The sequence below is a fragment of the Bradyrhizobium japonicum USDA 6 genome, from assembly GCF_000284375.1.
GTDB lineage: Bacteria > Pseudomonadota > Alphaproteobacteria > Rhizobiales > Xanthobacteraceae > Bradyrhizobium > Bradyrhizobium japonicum.
In genome coordinates this window covers 3,358,838-3,382,166 of the sequence record NC_017249.1, presented here as the reverse complement: position 1 = coordinate 3,382,166, position 23,329 = coordinate 3,358,838, and the positions used below count along the sequence as shown (strand labels likewise).

Annotated in this window: 23 protein-coding genes and 1 pseudogene; 8 read left to right on the top strand and 16 right to left on the bottom strand. The window is 62.7% G+C overall.

The features are described from left to right. Positions 1-61 precede the first annotated feature (61 nt). The 4 genes from egtD to BJ6T_RS15855 form a co-directional block, all read right to left on the bottom strand. Positions 62-1,015, bottom strand: coding sequence for an L-histidine N(alpha)-methyltransferase (gene egtD, locus BJ6T_RS15870; RefSeq protein WP_014493444.1), 954 nt, complete (start codon positions 1,013-1,015; stop codon positions 62-64). A gap of 93 nt (positions 1,016-1,108) precedes the next feature. Beyond that, on the bottom strand, positions 1,109-1,522 hold the full coding sequence (locus BJ6T_RS15865) for a cupin domain-containing protein (RefSeq protein WP_014493443.1): 414 nt from the start codon (positions 1,520-1,522) through the stop codon (positions 1,109-1,111). Between the two features lie 88 nt (positions 1,523-1,610). Next, positions 1,611-3,047 (bottom strand): MFS transporter, encoded by a 1,437-nt coding sequence (locus BJ6T_RS15860; protein WP_014493442.1) that lies wholly within the window; start codon positions 3,045-3,047, stop codon positions 1,611-1,613. 90 nt (positions 3,048-3,137) lie between these two features. Further along, on the bottom strand, positions 3,138-4,067 hold the full coding sequence (locus BJ6T_RS15855; RefSeq protein ID WP_014493441.1) for an NADP-dependent oxidoreductase: 930 nt from the start codon (positions 4,065-4,067) through the stop codon (positions 3,138-3,140). A 550-nt stretch (positions 4,068-4,617) separates the two neighbouring features. Here BJ6T_RS15855 and BJ6T_RS15850 point away from each other — a divergent pair. Beyond that, positions 4,618-5,973: an MFS transporter gene (locus BJ6T_RS15850; protein WP_014493440.1), complete on the top strand. Its 1,356-nt coding sequence runs from the start codon at positions 4,618-4,620 to the stop codon at positions 5,971-5,973. Between the two features lie 166 nt (positions 5,974-6,139). On the opposite strand, the pseudogene BJ6T_RS15845 reads toward BJ6T_RS15850, so the two are convergent. From BJ6T_RS15845 to BJ6T_RS15815, 7 genes and pseudogenes are all read right to left on the bottom strand, one after another. After that, positions 6,140-7,434, bottom strand: a pseudogene (locus tag BJ6T_RS15845) (MFS transporter). Between the two features lie 293 nt (positions 7,435-7,727). Then, entirely contained in the window at positions 7,728-8,417 is a 690-nt protein-coding gene (locus tag BJ6T_RS15840; RefSeq protein ID WP_144038001.1) for a DUF1993 domain-containing protein, read from the bottom strand. 12 nt (positions 8,418-8,429) lie between these two features. Further along, positions 8,430-9,005 carry a cytochrome P460 family protein gene (locus tag BJ6T_RS15835; RefSeq protein WP_014493436.1) on the bottom strand — a complete coding sequence of 192 codons (576 nt, stop codon included), beginning with the start codon at positions 9,003-9,005 and terminating at the stop codon, positions 8,430-8,432. A gap of 259 nt (positions 9,006-9,264) precedes the next feature. After that, positions 9,265-10,002 (bottom strand): peroxiredoxin-like family protein, encoded by a 738-nt coding sequence (locus tag BJ6T_RS15830; protein WP_028170020.1) that lies wholly within the window; start codon positions 10,000-10,002, stop codon positions 9,265-9,267. Continuing rightward, entirely contained in the window at positions 9,941-10,933 is a 993-nt protein-coding gene (locus tag BJ6T_RS15825; protein ID WP_014493434.1) for a LysR family transcriptional regulator, read from the bottom strand. The genes BJ6T_RS15830 and BJ6T_RS15825 overlap by 62 nt, the downstream gene beginning before the upstream one ends. A gap of 415 nt (positions 10,934-11,348) precedes the next feature. Further along, positions 11,349-12,035, bottom strand: a complete 687-nt coding sequence (locus BJ6T_RS15820; protein ID WP_014493433.1) for an antibiotic biosynthesis monooxygenase family protein — start codon at positions 12,033-12,035, stop codon at positions 11,349-11,351. 68 nt (positions 12,036-12,103) lie between these two features. After that, positions 12,104-13,135 (bottom strand): ATP-binding protein, encoded by a 1,032-nt coding sequence (locus tag BJ6T_RS15815; protein ID WP_043900201.1) that lies wholly within the window; start codon positions 13,133-13,135, stop codon positions 12,104-12,106. A gap of 121 nt (positions 13,136-13,256) precedes the next feature. Between BJ6T_RS15815 and BJ6T_RS45665 the strand changes: the two genes are divergently transcribed. The 5 genes from BJ6T_RS45665 (at position 13,257) to BJ6T_RS43600 (ending at position 15,873) form a co-directional block, all read left to right on the top strand. Then, positions 13,257-13,544: a hypothetical protein gene (locus tag BJ6T_RS45665; RefSeq protein WP_141378901.1), complete on the top strand. Its 288-nt coding sequence runs from the start codon at positions 13,257-13,259 to the stop codon at positions 13,542-13,544. Between the two features lie 105 nt (positions 13,545-13,649). Then, positions 13,650-14,063 carry a cupin domain-containing protein gene (locus BJ6T_RS15805; protein ID WP_014493430.1) on the top strand — a complete coding sequence of 138 codons (414 nt, stop codon included), beginning with the start codon at positions 13,650-13,652 and terminating at the stop codon, positions 14,061-14,063. Positions 14,064-14,576: 513 nt separating this feature from the next. Next, positions 14,577-14,981, top strand: a complete 405-nt coding sequence (locus BJ6T_RS15800) for a baeRF12 domain-containing protein (protein ID WP_014493429.1) — start codon at positions 14,577-14,579, stop codon at positions 14,979-14,981. 329 nt (positions 14,982-15,310) lie between these two features. Beyond that, entirely contained in the window at positions 15,311-15,484 is a 174-nt protein-coding gene (locus BJ6T_RS47240; protein WP_167541696.1) for a hypothetical protein, read from the top strand. Positions 15,485-15,492: 8 nt separating this feature from the next. Further along, complete coding sequence (locus BJ6T_RS43600; RefSeq protein ID WP_225894846.1) at positions 15,493-15,873, top strand: hypothetical protein; 381 nt, start codon at positions 15,493-15,495, stop codon at positions 15,871-15,873. A 178-nt stretch (positions 15,874-16,051) separates the two neighbouring features. Here the strand turns inward: BJ6T_RS43600 and tenA are convergent, their stop codons facing one another. The 5 genes from tenA to BJ6T_RS15775 all read right to left on the bottom strand — a co-directional run bounded on the left by tenA (position 16,052) and on the right by BJ6T_RS15775 (position 21,269). Beyond that, positions 16,052-16,726, bottom strand: a complete 675-nt coding sequence (gene tenA / locus BJ6T_RS15795; protein ID WP_014493427.1) for a thiaminase II — start codon at positions 16,724-16,726, stop codon at positions 16,052-16,054. A 238-nt stretch (positions 16,727-16,964) separates the two neighbouring features. Beyond that, on the bottom strand, positions 16,965-17,825 hold the full coding sequence (locus BJ6T_RS15790; protein ID WP_014493426.1) for a carbohydrate ABC transporter permease: 861 nt from the start codon (positions 17,823-17,825) through the stop codon (positions 16,965-16,967). Further along, positions 17,822-18,709: a carbohydrate ABC transporter permease gene (locus BJ6T_RS15785; RefSeq protein WP_014493425.1), complete on the bottom strand. Its 888-nt coding sequence runs from the start codon at positions 18,707-18,709 to the stop codon at positions 17,822-17,824. The genes BJ6T_RS15790 and BJ6T_RS15785 overlap by 4 nt, the downstream gene beginning before the upstream one ends. A 65-nt stretch (positions 18,710-18,774) precedes the next feature. After that, entirely contained in the window at positions 18,775-20,118 is a 1,344-nt protein-coding gene (locus BJ6T_RS15780) for an extracellular solute-binding protein (RefSeq protein WP_014493424.1), read from the bottom strand. Between the two features lie 113 nt (positions 20,119-20,231). Continuing rightward, positions 20,232-21,269 carry a LacI family DNA-binding transcriptional regulator gene (locus tag BJ6T_RS15775; RefSeq protein WP_014493423.1) on the bottom strand — a complete coding sequence of 346 codons (1,038 nt, stop codon included), beginning with the start codon at positions 21,267-21,269 and terminating at the stop codon, positions 20,232-20,234. Positions 21,270-21,401: 132 nt separating this feature from the next. On the opposite strand from BJ6T_RS15775, the gene BJ6T_RS15770 reads away from it, so the two are divergent. Both BJ6T_RS15770 and BJ6T_RS15765 read left to right on the top strand, forming a co-directional pair. Continuing rightward, the gene (locus BJ6T_RS15770; RefSeq protein ID WP_225894847.1) at positions 21,402-22,181 is read left to right on the top strand and encodes a glucosamine-6-phosphate deaminase; all 780 of its coding nucleotides are present in this window, start codon (positions 21,402-21,404) and stop codon (positions 22,179-22,181) included. After that, positions 22,178-23,326, top strand: coding sequence for an N-acetylglucosamine-6-phosphate deacetylase (locus BJ6T_RS15765; protein ID WP_014493421.1), 1,149 nt, complete (start codon positions 22,178-22,180; stop codon positions 23,324-23,326). The genes BJ6T_RS15770 and BJ6T_RS15765 overlap by 4 nt, the downstream gene beginning before the upstream one ends. The last annotated feature ends 3 nt before the right edge of the window (positions 23,327-23,329 follow it).

Sequence of the window (23,329 nt, the reverse complement as noted above, 5' to 3'; positions counted from 1 at the left end):
CCTTTACACCGCAACTCTCACGCTGGTTTCGGAAGACCTGGTGTGGCGCATCATCGGCCGATCAATAGCGAATGAGCCCGAACAGGCCGAATAATCCGCCCGCGTCCTGCCAGAACTCGACAACCTTCCATCCGCCGGAGCGGGCAAGCCGCTCGAAGCTCTCCGCAGTATATTTTCGGGAGCTCTCAGTATGAATGCTTTCCGACGTTCTGAAGCCAAACGCGCGCTCGCAGAGGGTAACGCGCTGATCACACACGCTAACCAGATGCATCTCTACTGCTTTCTCGATCTCGTTCCAGCGCGCCACGTGCTTGAACCGCTCTAAACGGAAATCGCCGCCCAGTTCGGCGTTGATCCGCTCAAGGAGGTTGAGGTTGAAAGCGGCTGTCACACCAGCGCTGTCGTCGTAAGCACGTAAAAGCGTATCTACGTTTTTCTGGAGATCGACACCGATGATGGCACGTCCGTTTTTGCCCAAGTGTCGCCCCATCTGCATGAGCAAGGCCTTCGCCTCGCTCGCATTCAAATTCCCCATCGTCGAGCCAGGAAAAAAACCTGTCCTGCCGCCGCTGAAGCCATCAAACGGAACCTCAAATACATCCAGGAAATTGCGCGCGATGGGACGGACCCAGAGCGACGGGAAGCGCGAAGCGATCCTCCTGGACGTTTCTGCAAGGAAAGCATCGGCGACATCGATCGGCACGTAGCCTCGCGGGTCACGCAGGCCTGACAGCACAAGCTCCGTCTTAACGCCGGCTCCCGCACCATACTCGATGAGAACCGCGCCAGGCTCTATAAAATTGGCGATGTCCCGCTGCCGCTCTCGCAAGATCGACGTTTCGGCTCTGGTCAGATAATACTCATCCTGCCTCGTTATCTCTTCGAAGAGTTCAGATCCACGCTCGTTGTATAACCAACGGCTCGGCAGCGTCTTCACATCAGCGGATAAGCCGCCGACGACGTCTCGGGCAAATACATTTTCAACAGCTTCGATGCTGTCATTCACGTGAAGCATATTTTCCGCTTTCGGTGCCACGGCGGACAACGGCCGAGGTAAACTCGTGGCCGATATCTTCACCGTGAATTCGTGCCAGGCTGGGTGAGTACGCTACTTGAGGGGTGTCGTCAGCGGGTTGTCATTGGTGTCGAGGACGAAGACAGCGAGCAGCTTCGCCGGTTTTGTCTTGCTCGCATTGCGGCTGATCGAATGGGTTGCATCCGGCGGCTCCGACCAGCCCTCGCCTGCCCGATAGATGCGCTTCGCCCCGTCGTTCACCTTCGACTCGATCGCGCCCGAGATGACGTAAGCGTAGATGAAAGCCGACTTCGCATGGGTATGGGGCGGGGATGCCGCGCCCGGCGCGTAATCGACCTCCAGGGCGAGCAGCGACTTGCCAGGGACATTGGGAATGGCCGCCTCGAGTTTCTTCGCGACGGTTTCCGCTTCGCGCTCATGGGCGCGGATGGAGCCGGCCATCGAGAAGGCGGCGCAGGTGACAGCGACAATGGTCCGGATCTTCATGAGTTTCTCCTTCTGCCTAGAGGTTGGTATTCGTTCTTCATTGCTCCCTCTCGACCTTGCCGGCCTGCTGTTCGCCGACACCGAACGGTCAGTCTCGCGGGATGAAGTCGACGTGGGGCCCCGGCTCGATGATGAACACCGCGAGCGTGGCGAGAACGCAGGCGACGGCGGCGACAACCATCGCCATGTGGAATCCCCAGAACAGCTGAGGACCGCCTTGCTGCAGCACACCGCCGAGCAATGCGATGGCGAACAGCGACCCGGCGCGTGAGACTGCGCTGTTGACGCCAGACACGGTTCCGACTCGATCGGACTCGACGGACGTGAGGACGAGGGTCGTCAACGGCGCGATCGCAAGGCTCATGCCCAGCGCCAGCAACAGGATGCTGGGGAAGATGTCCTCCCAATAGGTCGCGTTCGGACCGATACGGAGCGCCACGATGCAGCCCAAGGCGACGACGGCGCTGCCGGCGAACAATGGCAGGCGCCTGCCGAACCGGCGGCAGAGCATGCCGGCGAGCGGCGAGACGACCGTAATCAGTACTTGCAGAGGAATGAAGGCTAGGCCCGCCACCAGCGTCGGCAAGTGCGCGCCCCGGATCATCACGAACGGGATCAAGGTTAGCATGACCGTGAACGGGCCGTAGAGGAGCGCGGTGAACAGGTTCGCGCCGACGATCGACCGCGAGGCGAAGAGCGATGGGGGCAGCATGGCGTTCTCGCCTAGTCGCCGCTGTGTGACGATAAGGCCGGCTAGGCCGCCCAGACCGACGATCAGAGTGATGAGCACCCAAAGGGTTGGACCGGAACCGTTGGTCAGGCTCGTCAGCCCCGCGCCCAACGAGCCGAGCCCGACTGTCGAAAGGACCGCGCCATAGACGTCGATCCGGACGTAGCTGGTCGGGGAGTCCTTGGGTATCCACGCGGTGCCGAAGGCCAGCGCGCTGGCGACGATGGGCAGGAGCATCAGAAAGGTCGTCTGCCAGGACCCGTGATCAATGATCGCGCCCGCGATCGCGGGCGTGATGCCACTTGCGACCGCAGCGACGGCGGACCAGATGCCGATCGCACGGGCTTTCTTGTCGGCGGGAAAGGCCCGCCCGAGCACGGAAAGGCCGTTGGGCAGGATCACAGCTTCGCCCACGCCTTGCAGGAAGCGGCCGCCGATGAGGGGCGCGAAACTCGGCGCGAAAGCAATTGCGGTCGCGCCCAGACCGTAAAGGGCGATCCCAGCGAGGAAGACCCGCTTCTGTCCGAACCGGTCACCCAGAGCGCCGGCGCCCAAGGTCAGGGCCGCGAGTGGCAGGAGTTCGGCGTTCATTACCCACTGCAGGTCAAGTGGCGAAAGGCGCATATCTCGGCCAATCGCCGCGAGCGCGACCGTGACGACGGCGCCGCTGACGAACACGAGGCAGCCGCCCAGGGCTGACGCGGCGAGCACCTTGGTGCTCCCATGCGCGCCGACGGCCTTAGGCTCGGCGAGCGCCAGGCCGCAATCGGTCAGGATCAGTGACGCGCTGCTCACGACCTACCCGTCATGTCAGGTCGCGCGCTTCGCGGCGCGCGGGATCATTGGGCGGCAGCCCGAAGCCGAACTGGCGTGTCCGTTCGCGGATCACTTTTCGCAACACGGGCGAACGCGAACGATTGTCTTCCCCTTGCGTCGCTCGGTCCGATTGAAGGCGGCGATGGCGTCATCGAGGGTCGAGACGGTGCCGATGTTCGTCCGCAGTCGTCCGTCCCGCACACGCTGGACGATCTCACCTAGTTGGGCGCGATCGGACTCGACAACGAAGTCGATCGCCAAGCCGTCGGCGGGCCGCGCCTCGGTCGGCCCGGCGATGGTCACCAGCGCTCCTCCCGCTCGAATTAGGCCTGCGGACCGCTTCGCGATGTCGCCGCCGAAGATATCGAAAACCAGATCGACGCCACCGACGTCTTCTAGAGCGTCGTTCTCGAGGTCGACGAACTCATTCGCGCCGAAGTCGAGCACCGCCTGACGGTCGCCGGCGCGTCCAGTACCGATGACGTAGGCGCCGGCCTCACGTGCGAGTTGCGTCACCATCGAACCGACGACGCCGGCCGCGCCGTGCGCAAGGACGCTCCTCCCGGCCTGAAGGTGGCCGTGCACGAACAGTCCCTGCCACGCAGTCAGACCCGGCATCGGCAGGCTCGCGCCCACCGTGAAGTCGACGTCGCCCGGCAGCGGCGCAAGGTTGCGTGCCTCGACGGCCACATACTCCGCCAAGGTGCCGTCGCGATACCAGTCCGTGAGGCCGAACACCCGCTGTCCCACCGACAATCCCGTCGTGCCATAGCCGAGAGCGGTGACGACTCCGGCCAGCTCGTGCCCAGGGATCGACGGTGTTCGGTCACGATCGAGGCGATCGGTCCACATCGGGGGCCACGTCAGCTCATCCCAAGTGAAGCCCGATGCATAAACTTGAACGACGACGTCGTTTATCGCTGGCTGCGGTTCGGGCCGCTCCACCAGCTTCATCCCGGCCGTTCCCGCGGCCTGGTCCGTTACGGCGATTGCCTTCATGTGAGTTGTCTCCTCAGTTATTTTCTCCTTGCTGGATACGTTCCAGCGATAAAAAGTCAGTTCGGCATCGCTTGCCAGCGACCATGGGGGACGGCGCCTTCACGATCTCAGTTGTCCAGCACTCGACAAAATCCGCGGGCGGTACCCATTGATGGCAGCGCGGGGTAACATTCTCCAATAGCCGGCATGCATAGTTTCCATTGCAGCGGGGAATAGTGCTGCGACGGTCTTCTCTGCCATTCATAAATCAAGGCAAGTTGCGCACGCCGCGACGGCATGCCGCCGCGCGGCAAGGCAATAACGATAATCTATCGATTCCATGGCGAGAGATAATTTCCTTCACCAGGGCCCGACCGCCACCATATGAGATGGCTGTCGGAACCACCTTCAACCCGAAATAAGACTGCGAATGACCAATCCTGCAAACCGGAGACGGCGAGCGTGTCGCAACGAGGCGCAGCCGTTTGCAGAGGGGTGCAGCCGTGGCGTGATCGACGCAGAGCCCTGCCCGCGAGAGCTCGGCCGGGAAGCTCCGCCTCGGTGCCGGCGCATGGTGCTCGCGGCCTGTGTGCTCGCGTCCTCGATGGCGTTCATCGATGCGACAGCGTTGCCCGTTGCGTTACCGAAATTGCGCTCAGATTTGGCGGCGGACCTCGCCTCGGTTCAATGGGTTCTCAACGGATACATGCTGGCGCTCGCCTCGCTGACATTGATCGGCGGCGCGCTCGCCGACGTTTACGGCAAGGCGCGCATGCTCGGGTTCGGTTGCGTGCTGTTCGGTCTGGCATCCGCGGCTTGCGCGATGGCGCCTTCGCCCGCCTGGCTGATCGCTGCCCGCGTCGCGCAGGGAGCAGCCGCAGCGATCGTTACCCCCGCCAGCCTCGCCCTGATCGGGGCCACCTATCCGCGCGCAGAGCGGAACCGAGCGATCGGCGTATGGGCCGCAGCGTCGGCTCTCACCACCGCCGGAGGTCCTGTCCTGGGCGGCTGGCTCACCGAGACCTTTGGCTGGCCATCCGTGTTCTGGATCAACCCGCCGCTCGCGCTCGCGGCAGTGGGAGTTCTGCTGGTCTTTGCGCCGAAGGATGGTCGCATCCAGCGCAGATTCGACGTGATTGGCGCCGCGATCCTCGCTTCGGCGATCGGAGCGCTTGCCTGGGCGCTTAGCCAAATCGGCCCTCGTGAAGTTCAGGCCGCCGCGGACGCTTCCCGCCCGTCGGGCACAGTGCTCGTGATTGTCACCGGGTTTGGCATTACCGGGCTCGCCGTCTACGCGCTCTGGGAGCGCGGAAGCGAGCACCCGATGACGCCACCTCGCTTGGCGGGGAACCGCGCCTTCCTCGGGCTGAACGTTGTCACCCTGATGGTCTATGCGGGGGTTTCCATCATGTTCTTTCTGCTGCCCTTTGAGCTCATCGATCGCCGCGCCCTGTCGTCGACCGACGCCGGGCTGGCATTCCTACCCTTCACGCTTGGCGTAGGGCTCTTGTCGAATCTGTTCGGCCGGCTTGCAGACAAGATTGGCGCGCGGGCCATGCTCATCGCGGGACCGCTGGGTGCGGCACTCGCCTATATCCTGATGGCGCTCGGCGAGAAAGAATCCCTGATGCTCGGCGTGATCGGACCTATGACCCTGCTCGGCCTGTCCTTCGCTGTGCTCGTGGCGCCGCTCACCGCGTCGGTCATGTCGAGTGTGGACGAGGCCGACGAAGGACTCGCCTCCGGCATCAACAATGCGGCGAGTAGGGTTGCGCAGCTCGCCGGGGTGGCACTGGCCGCCGGCGTCGCGTCTTTCTCGTCCGGCTACGAAGTCGGCCTCGCCATAGCCGCCGCGACCTCAATCGGCGGCGCCTTTGCCGCTTCGATGACCCTGACAACGGTCATGGCGAAAGCGGACGCAACTTAGAGAGCACGGAATTCAACCGAATCCGTTCAGCGGAGCGTCATGGCTGATCGTTGATTCTAGAACCGCGAGTTCTGCGGCGGCTTGTCACAAGCCACGTTTGTCTGCAGCAGCGAGCACATGGCGCAGATATCAACGGAGACGAGGTGCAGCGTCCCGCATTTGGACGCTATCTGAACCGACGAGCGCTGCTGGTGGCGACTCCCGTCAGAGCGAAGGCCATTCCGGCGACCAAACAAAAGACGGCGCCTTGGTCTCCGCCCAATCCGAAGATCAGCGAGACCAACGCGGAACCAAGTGACCATCCGATGTAGCGAGCCGAGGCATTCATCCCACTTGCGGCCCCGCTGCGCCCTACGGGTCCAGCCGTCATCATCGCCGTGTTGTTCGGGGTCTGAAAAAGACCAAAGCCGATACCGCAAAGAGCCAGTCGCCATACGACATCCCATCTCGCCGGAGTTGTCGGCAAGAAGACCATCAGGAGCAAACCGACCGCCAACAACGCCAAACCAATGCTGCAGATCACCGAAGCGGGGTGGCGGATCGTCAAGCGGCCGGCAATTGGGGCCGTGACGGCAGTCATGAACGGCCAGGTTGTCAGAAGAAAACCTGTTTCCACGGCCGAAAGATGCATCCTCGTCTCAAATAGAAACGGCAAGGAGACGTAAGCCAGAATTTGCGCTGCATAGGAGCAGACGGAGGTCCACACCGATAGGGTAAACAGAGGTATACGGAAAAGATCGAATGGCAACATTGGCATCGGGTGCCCGAGCTGTTGTCGAACGAAGAGACCAAGACAGAAGAGGCCCGCTACGATCTCTCCCGTCGCAATGCGCCCATCGCCAGTACCCAGCGTGCCGACACCGACGACGAAAAGTCCGAACGCCAGCGCATTGAGAGCGGTCCCGATCAGATCGAGAGAGCGCGCAACCCGAACGTCTGGTGGTGCAGCGGCGATAAATAGCGGAACAGTGAGGCCGAACGGCACATTCACCAAAAATAGCCAGGGCCATTTTGCCACGGCAAGTATTGCCGCCGCGATGGTGGGGCCCAATGCTCCAGGTATCGCCACCGCTAATGCGACCAACGCGAAGCCCTTGCTGACCATGTGATGCGGATAAATCACGCGTACAAATGCCATGCCGGCCACAGAAACTCCAGCTGCCCCGGCCCCTGAATCAAGCGCGCACTCACCAGCATCGGTAATGTTGGAGCGAAAGCGCAACCCAACGACGCGAAAACAAAAATAGCCAGGCCGGCGGTATAAACGCGCTTCAGACCGAGTGATTCGACCAGACTTGCAACAGGCAACAAGCAGACCGTTGCCGAAAGCTGATAGGCATTCACGACCCAAACGGTCGCGGCGTCACTACTTGCGAATGAACGCGAGATGTTTGGCAAGGCGATGTTCACGATCGCGCTTCCGAGGGAACTTAGACCAAGTCCAAGCAAGATGCAGAGCATTACCCAGCGGCGCCGAGCCGCCGTCAAACCGTCGACGCCACCCATCAGTATGCAATGTCCGGCGCGAACTTTGGACGGCCGACTTTGCGCATATGTTCAATGGCGGATTCCGTAGATCGATACTTGATCTTGAGCGAGCAGCTACGTTGGGTCGGCCACAAATGCACACCGATGACTGGTATTCTCTTCACCATTAGCTCTCTCGTCAGATCAGGTGCGGCGCACGCGTGATTCCGGCCATGACAACGACAATCTTGAAAGCTTCGGCTCGTGTCGCGCACCGCGCCTGCCGCTCACGAGTAGTCACCTCCGCTCTGCTGACTGAGGTTGGCGAGGTAGTCGCGCTTCCCGATCTTCGCTCCCAGGTGCCGAAGGATCGCGTGCGCAATCGCGATGTGGAAGAAGAAGTCGGGTAGCACCAGGTGCCGGATGTAGTCGTCGCCGCCGAACCACCCGCGCACGATAGGCGGTGTCAGTTCGTATGTGCGGGACTGCGCGCCGGCAATCTCGTCCGGCTGCAGGTTTTGCAGGAAGCCGCGCGTCTCGAGGAGCCGCCCCTTCAGTGCCGGGTACACCATGAGGGTGTTTTGCGGAGCCGGCGCATCGCGCTGCATCAGCTTCGCCATGTGGGCGTCGACCTTATTGCAGCTTACAGAAAACTGTTCTCCGAAACTCAGCATGTCGGACGCGAGCCGCTCGCCAAGGATCCTTCCAGGCTCACATCCCCTGGTCCGCTCGAGTGCTTGGGCGTGGTCGAGATAGTCATTCATCACGTTCAGTCCGTGCACCATGACGGGGACAGTTATGTCATAGACCGAGAGGGACACGTCGAACTCCATCGGCTCGTTTGTACTCTGAACATCGGTCAGCCCCGAAGATCGAGAATCGAACCGACTGATCGCAATAGGTTCTTCAATCATGCCGCACCAGCTGGCGGGATTAGAAATTGCCTCGGCGAAGCTGCGGCAGGGCGAAAGCCCCACGCATACGATCGCTTAGTGACGCAGCACTGGATACCCATTCACATAAATCCAGTCCGTGGCCGTGGCCGGCACGTGGCACCCCTGGCAATCGGAACGGTAGTCCGTCGAGGTGGTTTTGAGCGGCTTGTCCGCGTCGAACCACGACCATCCCCACCCGTCGCCCCACAACGGGTTGCCGGGGTGCGTTCCCTTACTGTCTCTCACCATGACGAACCAGCCCTTGAGCTTGTCGGCGTGGCTTACCGTGCCGGTGGTCATCTCGTTGGTCGAAGTCGCGAAGACTTCTTTCACCAGAACGGCGCCGTCCGGGAAATGCCCCGTCTTCCGGTAGGCGTCGATCGCCCCCGGGGATGCGTAGACGGCGTGGATTTCATTCGAGCCCTGGCCGCTCTCAGCCGCAATCGCCCAGGTGCCGAGCGCTTGGTAGAGGGTTCGGTAGTCCGCCGGCACGCGCAGGTGCCCAGCGCCGTCCACCACGTTCGCGGTCGGGCTGGCCGGAGCTGCTCCGTTGATCTGCGCGAGCGCTGCCACGGCGCCGGTGACCAGCGAGACGGCAACAGCGAGGCCGATAGTCTTCGATAATTTCATGGGGATCTCCTTTACCGCTCGCGCGTTGCACAGTGATTCAGCGCGACGGCTTCAAATCACCATTTCAATCGCTGTGGGGCCGACCGCGCGTGTTCGGCCGGGCCGGGCACTCCGGAAGATCGGACGCGGCCCATGAAATTAGAAATTCCCTTTGGACATGTATTCGATAGGCGGCAGGTATCGTCGGACAGAAGCGACGTCGGCGTCCCGTCCGTCTGCGATCAGCCGTCGAGAAGGTTGCTCTCCATCTTCTCTGCCCTCACTCGGACGTGGAAGCGGCCTGGCGCAGTGCGGCCAGGATTTGCGTCGGCTCCTCTCGTATCGTGAAGTCCGGCTCGACGAATGCGCTGCGGATCTGGCCGTCCGCGTCAATCACATAGGTCGCGGGAATAGGTAGCATCCACTCCGGTGACCCGTGCCGAGCGCCGAAGTCGAATCCTAGCCTGGAATAGTGCGCTTTGGTCTCGTCTGGCACCCGGAACAGCACGCCGTACGATATGGCAACGCCATAGTCGACGTCGGAGAGCACCTTCAGGTCCAAGCCCAGGCTCCGCTTGAGCTGCCGCGGGAAGTCCCTCGTCTCGGGTGTCACCACTGCGAGGGTCGCACCGATGCTCTCGAACTCATCCTTTGCAGCCTGCAGGGCGCAAAGCTCAGCGGTGCAGAAAGGACACCAGCCGCCTCGGAAGAAACTCAGCACGAGGGGCCCTTTGCGGCGCAGCCGTTCGGAGGAGTGGAGACGGCCGTCAGCGTCCGGCAGGAGGAAGTTCGGCGCGGCGTCTCCAACCTTCAGAGCGTGCGATGCCACGTCGGTATCTCGGAGCCAGCGCACGAGGTGGTTGTATGATTCCCAATCCGCGGCGCTGAACGTCGTCAACAGCTCGGCGCGAATCCGGGCGAGTGTCTTGTTGGTCTGATTTAACATCGGTTGGGAGTCATCGGGCTGAGGATCGATTGGCTGGAAGCGGCTGGCCGCCGGCGTGCGTGTCGTGGTCATGCGGGCGCCCCCGACACCACCGGGACCGCTGCGTGCGGCACGCCCCGGTCGGGGCTTCGACCGACCAGTCGCGAAGCCGCGCGACCTTGACGAATGCGTCCAGCGCCGGGGAGTAGCGGCGCCCTTGCACAGCCAGTAGGCGCACCTCCCGTGAAACCAGGTTGCCTTCGAGCGGGATGGTCTTGAGCGTCGGAAGGCGCGGCATGTGCTCGGGCGCGAGTATCACGCCAAGGCCGGCCGCGGCCATGTGCTGCAGGTGCAGGTCGTGACCGCTGCAGTGGCCAAGTTGGGGCGGGCTCTCGGGGAAATACGATTTCTGGATCTTCGGGGCCACGTCGCAGTCGGCGCGCTCCAGCAAGATGGTCTCGCGGAGGTCGTCGATGCCGATCGAGGGACGATTTGCGAGCCGGTGCGTCGGCGCAAGAACCACAACGTAGCGCTCCTCGAACAGCGACCAGTCGTCGATCCGGGCGGGCACATCCTGCACGTCGCCGACCATTGCGACGTTGATCTCGCCCTCGAGCAAGAGGTCGACGAGCTTCTTCGCCGCGCCCTCGCGCAGCTCGACGTGAAGTCCAGGGACGAACTTCGCGATCTCCGCGATCGGATCGAGGACGAGCGACGCCGAGATGGAGGGGGCCAGGCCGATCTTCAGTGGCGCAACATCCTTGCGTTGGAACTCCTGGGCTCGGCGACGCACCGCCTCTGCCGAGGCCAGTGTGCGCTCCAGCATCGGAAGGACTTCCTTTCCAAGATCGGTGAGTTGGGTGAGCTGGCGTTCGCGGTAGATCAACTGGCCGCCGAGCTCCTGCTCGAGCTTCTGCACCCCCTTGGTCAACGCGGGCTGCGTGACATTGCACTGCTCGGCCGCGCGGGTGAAGTTGAGGGTGGACGCGACGGCGAGGAAGTAGCGAACCTGATGAAGCTCCATGGGTTGTTATGTTCTCCGTCAAGGTGCGACTGTCGATAGAGACGAGCCTTTGCAATCGACGGCGTGACAGGCACGTCGCGATGGGGAGTAGATGAGACTTGCGTGCGCAGGTTGGAACGGCCTGGCCTATTGATTAGGACGCACGGACACGCTTTCAGGAGTTTCTGAGAGCCGGGATAGTGCATGCGAGGTGGCCGAGAACCGGACGGGCGGCGGCCCCGCGTGTACCCGCCCCCAGGACATGTTCGTCAACGCAGAAATCAATCGTGCGACAGCTAGCGGAGCAAGCCTCAACGATAATTCGTCAACCGCCAATCGTCTGTTTCTTGCCAAGCCCCGCAAAACGCGGGACCGGGCGGCATTGCGAACCCAGAGGCGAACTCGCGGCAGCATGGCCCTTCCCGACGGAGCGGCGTCAGGCATGGAGGGTCTCGCCGCCCTTGGCATCTTCGAAGTATTGAGGTGCTTCGCGACGGTCGTATTTCCCGTAGTCGCGCACGATCCGCACTCTACGAACCCTTGCCTTGTCATTCGGCGCGGAAGCGTCCTCGTAAGCCTGCGCTGCGGCGGCGTCCTTCCAGGACATGAGCAGAATCAGATCGCCAGGCGTGAGCACTGCTTCGAAGATGTCCCACGACGTGAAGTCGGCGGCCCAAGGGCTCAGTCCGAGCCACTCCGCGCAGTCGTACGGGTTGTTGGTCTGTTTCCACTCCGCGGGGCGCGTCGCGTTGATCAGCGTGACCGTCATCCCCTCCCCGATTTCGGTCTCATCGAGCCGCTGCTCCGTGAGGGCGTAACCCGCGGGCACCTTATTGTCGGCAGTGATCTGACCGACGCGGAGATGGTAGTCCGCGAGTATTTCATCGCGGCCCTTCTGCTGGACCTCGTGATGGCGCATGCGGATGCGCCAGCGGACGAGCGACTTCTCGTCTCGCCAGTTCGAAAGCGAAAGGATCCAGCCCTCGCGTGTCAGGCTCTTGTAGCGGATGTTGTCGACAAAGCCCTCGACCTGCTCCAGCTCGGGGCGCAGGATGTTGGCGTTGTCGAGGTAGTTATCGCACTTCCCTTTATGGGGGAGGACTTCGAAGATCACGGAAAACATAATTGTATCTCATTCCTAGAGCGCCGCGATGTGGTCGATTGTCCGGCCTTCCTGCCACACCGCGGTAGTCACTGACCGCGGGGAGTTTTGGATGACGGCGTGCGCGTGATCCGCGTGCCGACAAAGCTGCTCCGGCCCCTCGCATCGTCGACACGCGGGAGAAAGAGGCGGACCAGCGTGCCGCCACCTCGCTCGCTCTCTATACTGATCGCACCGCTCCGTCCTTCGGCGAAGCGCCGAACCTGGGCGAGTCCGATGCCGCTGCCGCCGCCAGCCGCCTTTGTCGTGAAGTACGGAAGGAACGCCTGCGACAGGACCTCCTCAGACATGCCCTCCCCCTCGTCGGCGACGACAATCTCAACGAACCCGCGGTCCGCGCTAAACGGCTCGACATTCCGCGCCGCAACGGTGATCGTGCCGCCGGCCGGCATGGCATCGTCTGCGTTTCGGCAGAGATTCAGGAGCGCAAAGTACAGCTCTTCCGGGTCGGCGTTGAAGGTCCATAAGTCAGGCGCGATCTCGGTGCGGACAGTGATGTCCGGGCGCAACGCCCAGTCAAGCGTACTCGCGATCGCTGCGAGACGATTGCCTGCGATAAAGCCGTCGATCGACTTGCGGCATGGTCGCGCAGTATCGAGGAGCTGACGGCTGAGCGACACGCCTCGCGCAATCGCCTCCTGCATTTTGCCAACGATCGCCTTTCGATACGCGGCGTCGCTCTGGCACTCGAGCAGCCGCAGGCCGCCGCCGATCACGGCGAGAAGGTTGTTGATGTCGTGGACGACGAACTGCGCCGCGTCCCCGGTCGACCTCTCCCCCTCCGAGCCGCGGGCGAAGGCCACGCGGCGCGTGCTGGACCGTGGGGCGGTTCGGAACAGGACCCCGGAGATCTCGCCGTCGCCCCCGACGAGCGGAATCTCCACGCGTCTGGACGCGATAACACCGCTGCCGTGATCGCTGACGCTCCGCACTCTCACACGGAGTGGGCGCTGCACCCCAAGCGCGACACCGGCTCTGTCCGCAAGCACGACTACATCCTCCGGCAGATGGCTCTCGACCTCGCCGGGAAAGGAAATGTCGGATGAATATTTGATCAGCATCTGGGGAACTCCTGGCCTGCGATCGTCCAACGGGACGCCAAGCTCGGCCCGTACACGCGGGCGGGCGACGATGGCTCGAAGATTGGGTCCAGCACCGAAAAATGGGAAATGACCTCTTGCCATGGAGTCGATAGCCGACCGTTATCGGCACGCCGCGGCGTTCGGGCGGCAACGCAGCGCTGATCATCATGATAAGCCGGAACGAACAGCAAGATATCGATTGCAAGGCCGCGGAGAACGACTACCCGGATCAATGTCGGGCGAAGCTCAGATGCTGCATAAGATCGAACAACTGCGCGAGAGCGAAGTCCTGAAGCCAACGGAGGCCATCAGGATGCCGACCGATCTGCTCGAGCAGTCAACGTCGGATGCACGCGAGCCCGATGCGGAAAGCGAACCGCCATCATGACGTGCAGCTATTGATTTCATGGCGTGACGTCATTTCCAATTCGCCGCACGGAATTCCATGCTTGCACGGTGCCGGGCTCATCCGACGCGCAATCAGGAGGTTACAATGTCAGTTCACAAGCCGGTTCTCACGGCGCCGCACGGCGGCGAGACAGTGACCTCGAGCGGAGGCTCGAGCGTCGAGATGAAGGTGGAGAGCAGCCAGTCCGGAGGCGAATATGGCACGGTCCTGTGGACGGTGCGGGCCGGGGAAGAACCGCCGCTGCACACCCACACGCGCGAGGACGAGCTGCTATACGTGGTGCAAGGGAAGCTAATCGCGCAGGTCGGCGATACCCGTATCGAGGTGGGGCCAGGCGCCTACGCGGCTCTTCCCCGCGGTGTGCCGCATACGATCGAGGTGGTCGGCGACCAGGCGACCCTGCTGCTCAGCTTCGTGCCGGGTGGGTTGGAGCGCTTCTTGGTTCCCCGGAAGGGCGAGCAGCCCGATCCGGCTGCATTCGGCCTGACGTTCCCCTAGGGGCGCCGACCATGGCGCGCGGAACATCTGGAAGAAGAACTCTTGCCGATCGCTAAAGCTCGTCCTGGTCGAACCGGACGCGATCTCCATCGCTGCCGCGTGCGTGGCGCGGTTGCGGTGGGTGGCGTCCTTGACGTAGCCGACCCGCGTCGAGACGACGCCGGGTAAACGCCGGCAGAGGGAAGCGCCGTAGTCCCGCCGCGGCGCCAAGCGTCTTTCAGTCATTCCGATAACGGTCGGCTATCGACTCCATAGCGAGAGGTGATTTTCCTTTCGACCGCCTTGGACTCAATCTTCGAGCGATCGTCGACCGGCCGGGAAGGCGTTCTCCAGCGCACCGACTTCTCGGCCGCCAAGATCGCCGTGCGCGCCGCGCCGTTTCCTTTCGGCGGTCGTTGTACTGCCCTGCTCTGAGGAGTTCCGTGCCGGGAGCTTAAGAGATGCGGCAAGACGCCGGCTGACAAGTACATAGCCCGCCGTGTTCGCGCGGGATCGTGAACAGGAGGTCTTTCGATGATTCTGCCTACCGGTGCGACAGTAGCTGTCGCTGACGGCCAGACGATCCGCCTGTTCCACAATACGGGCGTGAAACCTGGAGTGCACTTGGTCGAGATCACGGCGGCTCCGCCTCAGTCCGCCCACTCGGGCTCGGGTGCGCGGCATCGTACCGGCTCTGCCAACCCCGACGGGAGGCGGCTCGTCGAGGACGACTTCGCGGCAGCGACGGCCGCTTTCCTGAACAAGCTCAGCCTGGACGGGACCATAGAACACTTGGTCGTCGTCTCCGACCCCAGAACCCTGGGAGAGATGCGCAAGCACTTCAATCGGGACCTGAGAGACAAGATCTTAGGGGAGCTCGTGAAGGACTTTAGCCGGCGTCCGATCGAGGACATCGCCTCACTAATCGCCGACGCCTGACGCCACCGCCGACCGTAGAGCGAACTTCGCCGTTCGTGACTCAAGCGGTTAGCGAACCTCCATGCCGTTGCGGATGGTCGCGGTTAAGGGCGATCGTCTGCCGGCATTGAGCATGAGCTCGCCATGGCAGGCTCGGAATCGCCCTCGGGGGAATTGGTAGCGCGAGAGGGCTACCTACGTTCTAGTGGGATTATTTCGCACATTGACCGAGGTGACACCGCGAGATTTGAAATAAAAAGTGAATATAAGAGCGGGGATATTCCTCAAAGCTGACTTGATCGCTGCCTTCGCTGGCTTTCTCAGCGCAACTAATTGATGAGTAAGTAGTGATGACTGATCAGCAATTAGCCCTGGAAGCGATTAGCGACGCGCAACTCATATTGGAAAAGTTCCTTCAGCCCCGTCCCAAGGACAATGCGCGTATCCTTGAAGAGTTGGTGGAAGTTCTCGAGCGGCCCGCTTTAATCGTTGCTGTAAGTCGATTGCAGCAGCACGGCAATTGAGCCCGCCCATGCGCAAACCACTCCAAGCGTTTTCTTTAACCGTTGGCATTGTTGCGCTCTCATCGCTCGAAATGAACAGCCTGCATGCCAAGCAACAATGCAGCGCCGCAATGCCGCCAAATCCGCAAGGGCAATGGTGGTCCTACCGTATCATCGACGGACGAAAATGCTGGTACGCGGGCAAACCCATGCTGTCGAAAGCATTGTTGGAATGGCCTACAGAGCAGCGTCCCCGACCTGATTCTCGCGGAGAAGCTACAGGTATCCTCATTGCTAACAAGCCCGGCAATCCCCTCGATGCACAAGCGTTGGCGCTGAAAGAGGGCTCTGACACGTTTGAAGAGCGATGGCGTGCCAGGATCTCCATCTCCAGCACTGCACGCGACTGAACATTACTAATGACTTGGCGATCCTGCATCTCGCCTATCGTTGGCGAGGACGGCGCTTGCGCACCGGGGGCCTCGTTCACGTAGTGAAGTGGTCTCGCAATCCAAGACCAATAGCAGCCTGCCCCGATGCGATTGACTGGTTGACCTTCGGGTGATGAGCTTGACGATTGCCGAAGGGCTATTCAACACGCTGGCCCACACGCCAGCCCATTTCCCAGAAGTCTGCCTCGAGCCGAGTGGCTTCCTTGAAGATGGCAATCAGTTCTGCCTCACGAGCCGGCGTGGCGTAGAGATCGGCGAGATGCTCCAAATGCGCACGCGCTTTCGCCGCGACCTCCTGGTATGGCACGCCAGCGTACTCGTCGATCCAAATCCGATAGGCGTTCGTCCTGGCGTCCGCATCGGGTCGCAAGGCGAGCCGCGTTGCGATCTCCGCGTACCCGATCACGCAGGGGGCAAGTGCCACCTTGAGCGCCAGCAGATCGCCGCGCATTCCAGCATCGAGCACGTAGCGTGTGTAGGCCAGCATCTCGACCGCCGGAGGAGTTTGTTCAAGGTCACTCGGGGATAGACCCCAACCGGCACACAGCTTCACATGAAGGCTCATTTCGACATCAAGGATGGCCGACAGGCCGGCCGCAGCTTCACGCATGTCGGCAAGCTTGGGCGACTTGTAGACCGAGAGCGCATAGGCGCGCGCGAACTCGATGAGGAACAGATAGTCCTGAGCAAGGTAGTGACGAAATGCGGCTTCAGGGAGCGAGCCATCTGCCAATCCGTCCGTGAAGGGATGCTCGGTGTAGGCCCGCCACTCAGCCGATGCTTCTGTCTTTAGACGCTCGAAGAAACTCACGATCCATTCCCGCCTGGCTTGCTTTCCTATGAACTTTTTACGCACTTCCAATCAACGCGAACCAAGACGCTGACCTTGGCAGACCGTGGCGACTGGCCGGCAGGATGCGAACGGAATTCGCTTGCCGTCGGCCGCCGGGAATGACTGGCGCTGTCACACTATCACCAACAGAACGAAATGCGCCAAGTTCAAGTTTCGATCGCAGACCTGCCGCACCAGTTTCACCAGAACCAACCCGTCACTCCTTCAGGCCGCTGGAGGCCACGCCGCGCACGAAATTTCGACGCATCAGCGAGAAGAACAGTGCGCTCGGAACCAGCGCCAGCGCCGCGGCAGCGCTGAGGCGACCGATGTCCACGGTGAAGCCGGTCTGAAACAAGGCGAGCCCGACCTCGAGCGTATAGGTTTCCTTGTTGGTCATGACGACGAGCGGCCACGCGAAGGCAGTCCAGGCCTGAAAGAACGCCAGCACGGCAAGAGCGCCCAACGGGCCGCGCATCAGCGGCAGCACGATCCGCAGGAAGATCCAGAGCTCCCCCGCGCCATCCACCCGGGCAGCTTCCAGCAGCTCGTCAGGGATCGACGTCATCACATATTGCCGCACCAGGAAGATGCCGAAACTCATGATGAGATAGCCGACCAGGAGCCCGGGCCAGGTGTTCAACAGTCCGGCGGACTGGACGTTGAGATAGAGCGGGATCATGTAGACTTCGAAGGGAACGACCGCCGTCGCGATGATGACGCCGAAGATGACCGGGATTCCCGGTAGATCGAACTTGCCGAGCACATAACCTGCGATCGCCGATGTGGAGACGATGCTCGCGGTCGAGAGTGTCGCGAAGATCAGCGAGTTGCCGATCCAGCGAAACAGCGGCGTTTCGCGCAGGACGCTGACGATGTTGTCCAGCGTCGGCTGGTGCGGGATGACGGTCGGCGGCCATGCCAGCAACTCCGGCGGCGTCTTGAACGCGTTGCTGATCAGGAAGACCAGCGGCAGGAGCATCATCAGGCTGACGGCGCCCAGAACGGCGTCGATCACGAGGCCGACGACACCGTTCTGACCAACGACGGACGGATGCTCGCGTTCGTGCTCGCTCATGCGCGGCTCCTGTCGCGGAACAGCCTGAACTGCGCGCTGGTCAAAATGAGGACGATGACGAGCAGTACGACGGCTTCGGCGGCAGCGTAGCCAACCCGGTAGTTACGAAAGCTGTTTTCAAGCATGTCGAGGACGAGGACCCGGACGAGATGCCCCGGCGCACCCTGGACATCCGATGCCAGCACGAAGGCCTGCGCATAGATGTTGTAGGACGAGATCAGCGTGATGACCGACACATACAGCATGACAGGCTTTAGCAGCGGCACGGCGATGTAGCGGAAGGCCTGAAACGACGAGGCGCCGTCGAGGCGCGCCGCCTCGTAGAGCGCCTCCGGGACGTTCTTCAGTCCGACCAGGAAGATCAAGACGGCATAGCCGATCGCCTGCCAGGAGCAGAGAACGATCAGGCACACCAGCGACAGGACAGGGTCGAACAGCCACGACTGGGCCGGAATCCCGACAAGGCCGATCAGGGCGTTGAGCGGTCCGAGCCGGGCGTCGAAAATCCATTTCCAGGCCATCGCCGCCGGAACCAGCGAGACGACGTGCGGCAGGAAGACCGAGGCCTCATAGACGCCGCTGCGCCGCAGCCCCTGCCGGGTGTTGATCAAGGCGGCGAGCGCAAGCGCGACGGGGATGGTGATCGCCACGACGCTAAAGGCGATGATGGTGGTGTTGAAGATCGCTTCGAGAAACAGCGGGTCGCTCGCCAGCTCGACGAAGTTGGCGAAACCGACGAACGGCTTGCGCCGCGAGATGATATTCCACTGAAAGAGGCTGAGCCGCAGCGTCCCGATGATCGGATAGACGCGGATACAGCCATAGAGGCCGAGGACCGGAAGCAACGCCAGAACTGGAAACAGCCATTTCGGCGTGGTGCGCATGCATCCTCCGGCAGGCGCCGGTCAGCCACCGGCGCCTGGATTGAGTGAGTCCCTGTCGATGGAGTCTAGGGTTTGGCCAGCAGGTCTTCCCGGGCCAGGATCTTGTCGCTCTCCTCAGCCGCGGCCTTCAGAAAAGCATCGATCGCGGCGTCGCTGCCGGCCAGCGATTTGTCGGTGAACGCCTTCTCCAGCCGCGCCGCGAGCCGGGTGAGGATTTCGCTGGCAGGGCTGATCGCCGGGACCGTGAAGAAGACGTGGCCGGGCGGCGTGTTGACGAAGGCGTCGAGCTGCGGGATCTTCTTGAGCACGGTGGAGTAGTCGAGGCCTTTGCGGTTCGGGACCCAAGCCGTGTTCTCGAGCAGCCAGAGCAGATTTTCCGGCTCGTTGGCCTTTTGCACGAAATCCCAGGCGATCTGGCTCTTGGGTCCCTTGTTCGGCACGTAGAGATCGACCGGGACCATCAGCGTGCCCTTGGGCAGTGGAGCCGTGGCGTATTTGAGATTGGGCGCCTTCTTGGCGACGTCGCCGATCACCCAGGATTCCCGGATGAACATCGCGGTCTGGCCGAGCTCGAAGGCTTCCGCATCGGCCTTCATCTCGGGCGTCACCGTCCGGTAAACCACGACGTTGTCGAGATACTGCTTGAGCGCGGTGCGACCGGCCTCGCTCGCATAGGCGGCGCGCCATTTTCCGCCCTTCTCCTGCAACAGCGTTCCGCCGTGATTATAGAGGATGGTCCAGTACTTCTCGGCGATGCCCGAACCGCCGCCGCTGAGACGCAAACTCCATCCGCTCACCGTTGGCACGCCGGACGCATCGCGCTGCGCGAGCTTCTGCGCATAAGCGGTGTAGTCGGCCATGGTCTTGGGCGGACCGTCGAGGCCGGCCCTTGCGAACATCTCGGTGTTGTAGAAAAGCGCGCCCTGCCCCTGGAATAGCGGCACACCGAAGATCTTGCCCTCGTACATGGCGGTCTTCACGCGCGTCATGTCGTAATTGGCTTTGACGAAATCGACGATCGACGCCGGCGGCTCCGGGATGAGGCCAGCCTCGAGATACCGTGCCGCCTCGACCTCCATCTCGATGACGTCCCCGGCCGCGCCTGATGAAAGCGACAGTGCCAACCGCTTCTCGTGCTCGCGTAGCGCAATGGCCTCAACGCTGATTTCGAGATCCGGGTATTTGCTCTTCAGCTGGTCGCCGACGCGCTTGTAGAACGGGGCCAGATCAGGCCACCCGCTCCAGATGGTCAGTTTCTCCGCCGAAGCAGGAGACGCAAACGCCGGCACGGCGACGGCGAGCGCCAGCGACAGCGCGGCCGACATCCATGACCGGCGCCCCGAATTCGCCGGGCGAATGTTGTCCTCGGAACGCGTGATGTAGCCGAACCTGCCGACGGGTCTCATCATGAGGGTCATTCTCGCAATACAGAATGGGACAAATCCTGCGAAAAAGCTCGCATGCAACCGGTTGCGTGTCAATTGCGATCCGTTGCCGCTTTCGAAGGCCATTGACTAAATCGTCAGCGGCCTCGCCGCTTCAAAGGGGCCGGCCCGGTCGAGGCGCGAATGACGAGATGGGAATTCAGCTTGTGGCGGATCTCGCCCGATACGCCGCCATTCATCTGGCTCAGCAGCAGACCGACCGCGACGTCGCCGGCGTCGGCGCAGCGCGCCGACACGGTGGTGAGCGGCGGATAGGTGGTTTCGCCGAGGACGTCGTCGCAGCCGACGACGCTGAACGATTTGGGCACCTCGACATCGAGCGCAGCTAACCCTGCCATGAGGCCTTGAGCGACAAGGTCGTCGAACGCGATCGCCGCGGTGACGCCGCTGGCGACGATCTGGGTGGCCGCCAGCCGGCCGGTGTCGTAGGAGGGTGGACGCGCGGGCACGGCGATCACCTTGAGCCCGCGCTTCTCCGCCTCGCGCCGGACAGCGTTGCGCCGCTGCTGGTTCGACCACGACGTCGTGGGGCCGCTGACATAGGCGATGTGCCGATGCCCCAGCTCGGCCAGATGCGCGATCGCAGCCGCCACGCCCGGCGCGGTGTCGATCAGGACCCGCGTAATGCCTTCGATATCGCGATTGATGAGCACCAGCGGCCGGCGCGTCGCATGACGGCGGATACGCTCTTCGTCCAGGCGCGACGAGGCGAGGACAAGCCCCTCCACCTGGCCGATGAAGCGGCCGACCAGCAACTCCTCACGCGCTGGATCTTCGTCCGAATTGCCGAGGAAGACGCACAGCCCGGCCTGGTCGGCGCGCAGTTGCGCCGCCCTGATCAGCGGCGGAAAGAACGGGTTCGCGACATCCGAGACGATGAGCGCGACGTTGCCGTGGCGTCCGGTCGAAAGCGCACGCGCGACCTGGTTCGGCACATAACCGAGCTTGCCCGCGACTTCCTTGACGCGCCGGACGGTCTCCTCGGTCAGCATCTCCGGCCGCGAGAAGGCGCGCGATACGGTGGCGCGCGAAACTCCGGAAGCCTTCGCGACCTGACTGATCGTCGGCACGACCGATGGACGTCCCTCCCCGCCGCTATCGGAATCGCGCTTCACCGCAGGCCGCCTCCTCTGCATACCCTTCACCTAGACATGCCCCGGCCGGGCCCGGGGCGCAAGCTTGACATGCAACCGGTTGCATCACATTCTCTCCGCTCGAGGGTAAAGTGCAGGCCCGGCAGACCATGGATGAGCATGACGGCTTCGGTGACTCCCTCAATCGCGACGTTTGAAACGCGGGATGCGATGGGCCGGGCGGCCGCCGCGGACGTCGCTGCTGCGCTCCGCGACCACCTCGGACGGCAGAGCAACGTGCGGATGATCTTCGCGGCGGCACCGAGCCAGGCGGAGATGCTGGATGGGCTTGCTCGCGAGCGCGATATCGACTGGCGGCGCGTCACAGCCTTCCACATGGACGAATATCTCGGACTTCCCGCGGATGCGCCGGAGCGCTTCGGGGCTTGGCTGACGCGTCATTTGTTCTCGCACATCGCTTTCGGCGCGGTTCACCTGATCGGGCAGGAGCCGGATCCGGAGCAGGTAGCAGCACGCTATGCGGCCCTTCTCGGCGAAGCCCCGATCGACATCATCTGCCTCGGAATCGGCGTGAACGGTCACCTCGCCTTCAATGACCCGCCGGTCGCCGATCTGCACGACACCAAGTCGGTCAAGATCGTCGAGCTCGACGCAGTGTGCCGGCAGCAGCAGGTTGACGATGGGTGCTTCCCGACGCTCGGGGATGTTCCGACACATGCGATCACGCTGACGATTCCCCGGCTCCTGGATGCCGACCGGCTGTTTTGCGTCGTGCCCGGCGCGTCCAAACGCGCCGCCGTCGAACGATCGCTATACGGTCCGATCGGGACCGAGTGCCCGGCGAGCGCGCTCCGCACGCATCCGCGATGCGCGCTGTATCTCGACCAGGATTCCACGCCGCCGCAGCTCTCACTGACACCGGTACGCGCATGACAGATCCGGCAACGCGCGTTTCGGGCCGCGATCCGGAGACCGGACAGAATCGCACCATCGTCATTCACGACGGCCGGATCACGGACATCGTTCCCGGCGGGGACGATGACGGGCTGTGGCTGTCGCTCGGCCTGTTCGATCTGCAATTGAACGGCTTTGCGGGCTGCGATCTCAATGGCCGCCCTGATCTCCGGACGGTCCGCGGTCTCGTCACGGCCGTCCACAACAGCGGCGTGTCGCGTTTTGCCCCTACGCTCATCACGGCATCGCATGATGCGATCATCGATGCATTGCGCGCCATTGCGCAGGCGCGTGACAGCGATCCGTTTCTCAAGCACGCAATGCCCTTCGTGCATGTCGAAGGCCCGCACATCGCGCCAGAAGATGGTCCGCGCGGTGCGCATCCGGCCGAACATGTCAGGCCGCCGAGCCTCGACGAGTTCGACGCGTGGCAGGCGGCCTGCGGAAATCTTGTCGGCCTCGTGACGTTGTCGCCGCATTGGCCGGAAACGGACGCCTATGTGCGCGGCCTTCATGCGCGCGGCGTCCGTGTTGCCCTGGGCCATACAAGCGCGGCACCGGATCAGATCTCCGCCGCCGTCGCGGCGGGCGCAATGTTGTCGACGCATCTTGGCAATGGCATCGCGGCCACGCTGCCGCGACATCCCAACCCGATCTGGTCGCAACTGGCCGAGGACGGGCTGTGGGCGAGTTTCATCGCCGATGGCCATCACCTTCCTCGCGAGACCTTCAAGGCCATGCTGCGCGCAAAGGGGCTGGAGCGATCGATCCTGGTGTCGGATGCCGCCGCGCTCGCGGGTTGCACACCCGGAATCTACGACGCGCCGATCGGCGGCAAGGTCGAGTTGAAGGCGAACGGTCGGCTGGAAGTCGTCGGCACATCCTTTCTGGCGGGCGCAGCCGTCAGCCTCGTGTTCGGAGTAGCCACGGCCAGACGCATGGCCGGATTGACCCTGGCAGAGGCGTTGAGGCTCGCGACGGTCAATCCGCGTCTGCCGTTCAACCTTCCTGCGCTGACGGTGGGAGCACCGGCCGATCTGCTGCGCTTCCGTCTCGGCGAGGATGGGTCGCTCGCGCCCGAGACCGTCTATGTCGCGGGCCGACCCTATCGCTGCAACTCTTGAGGA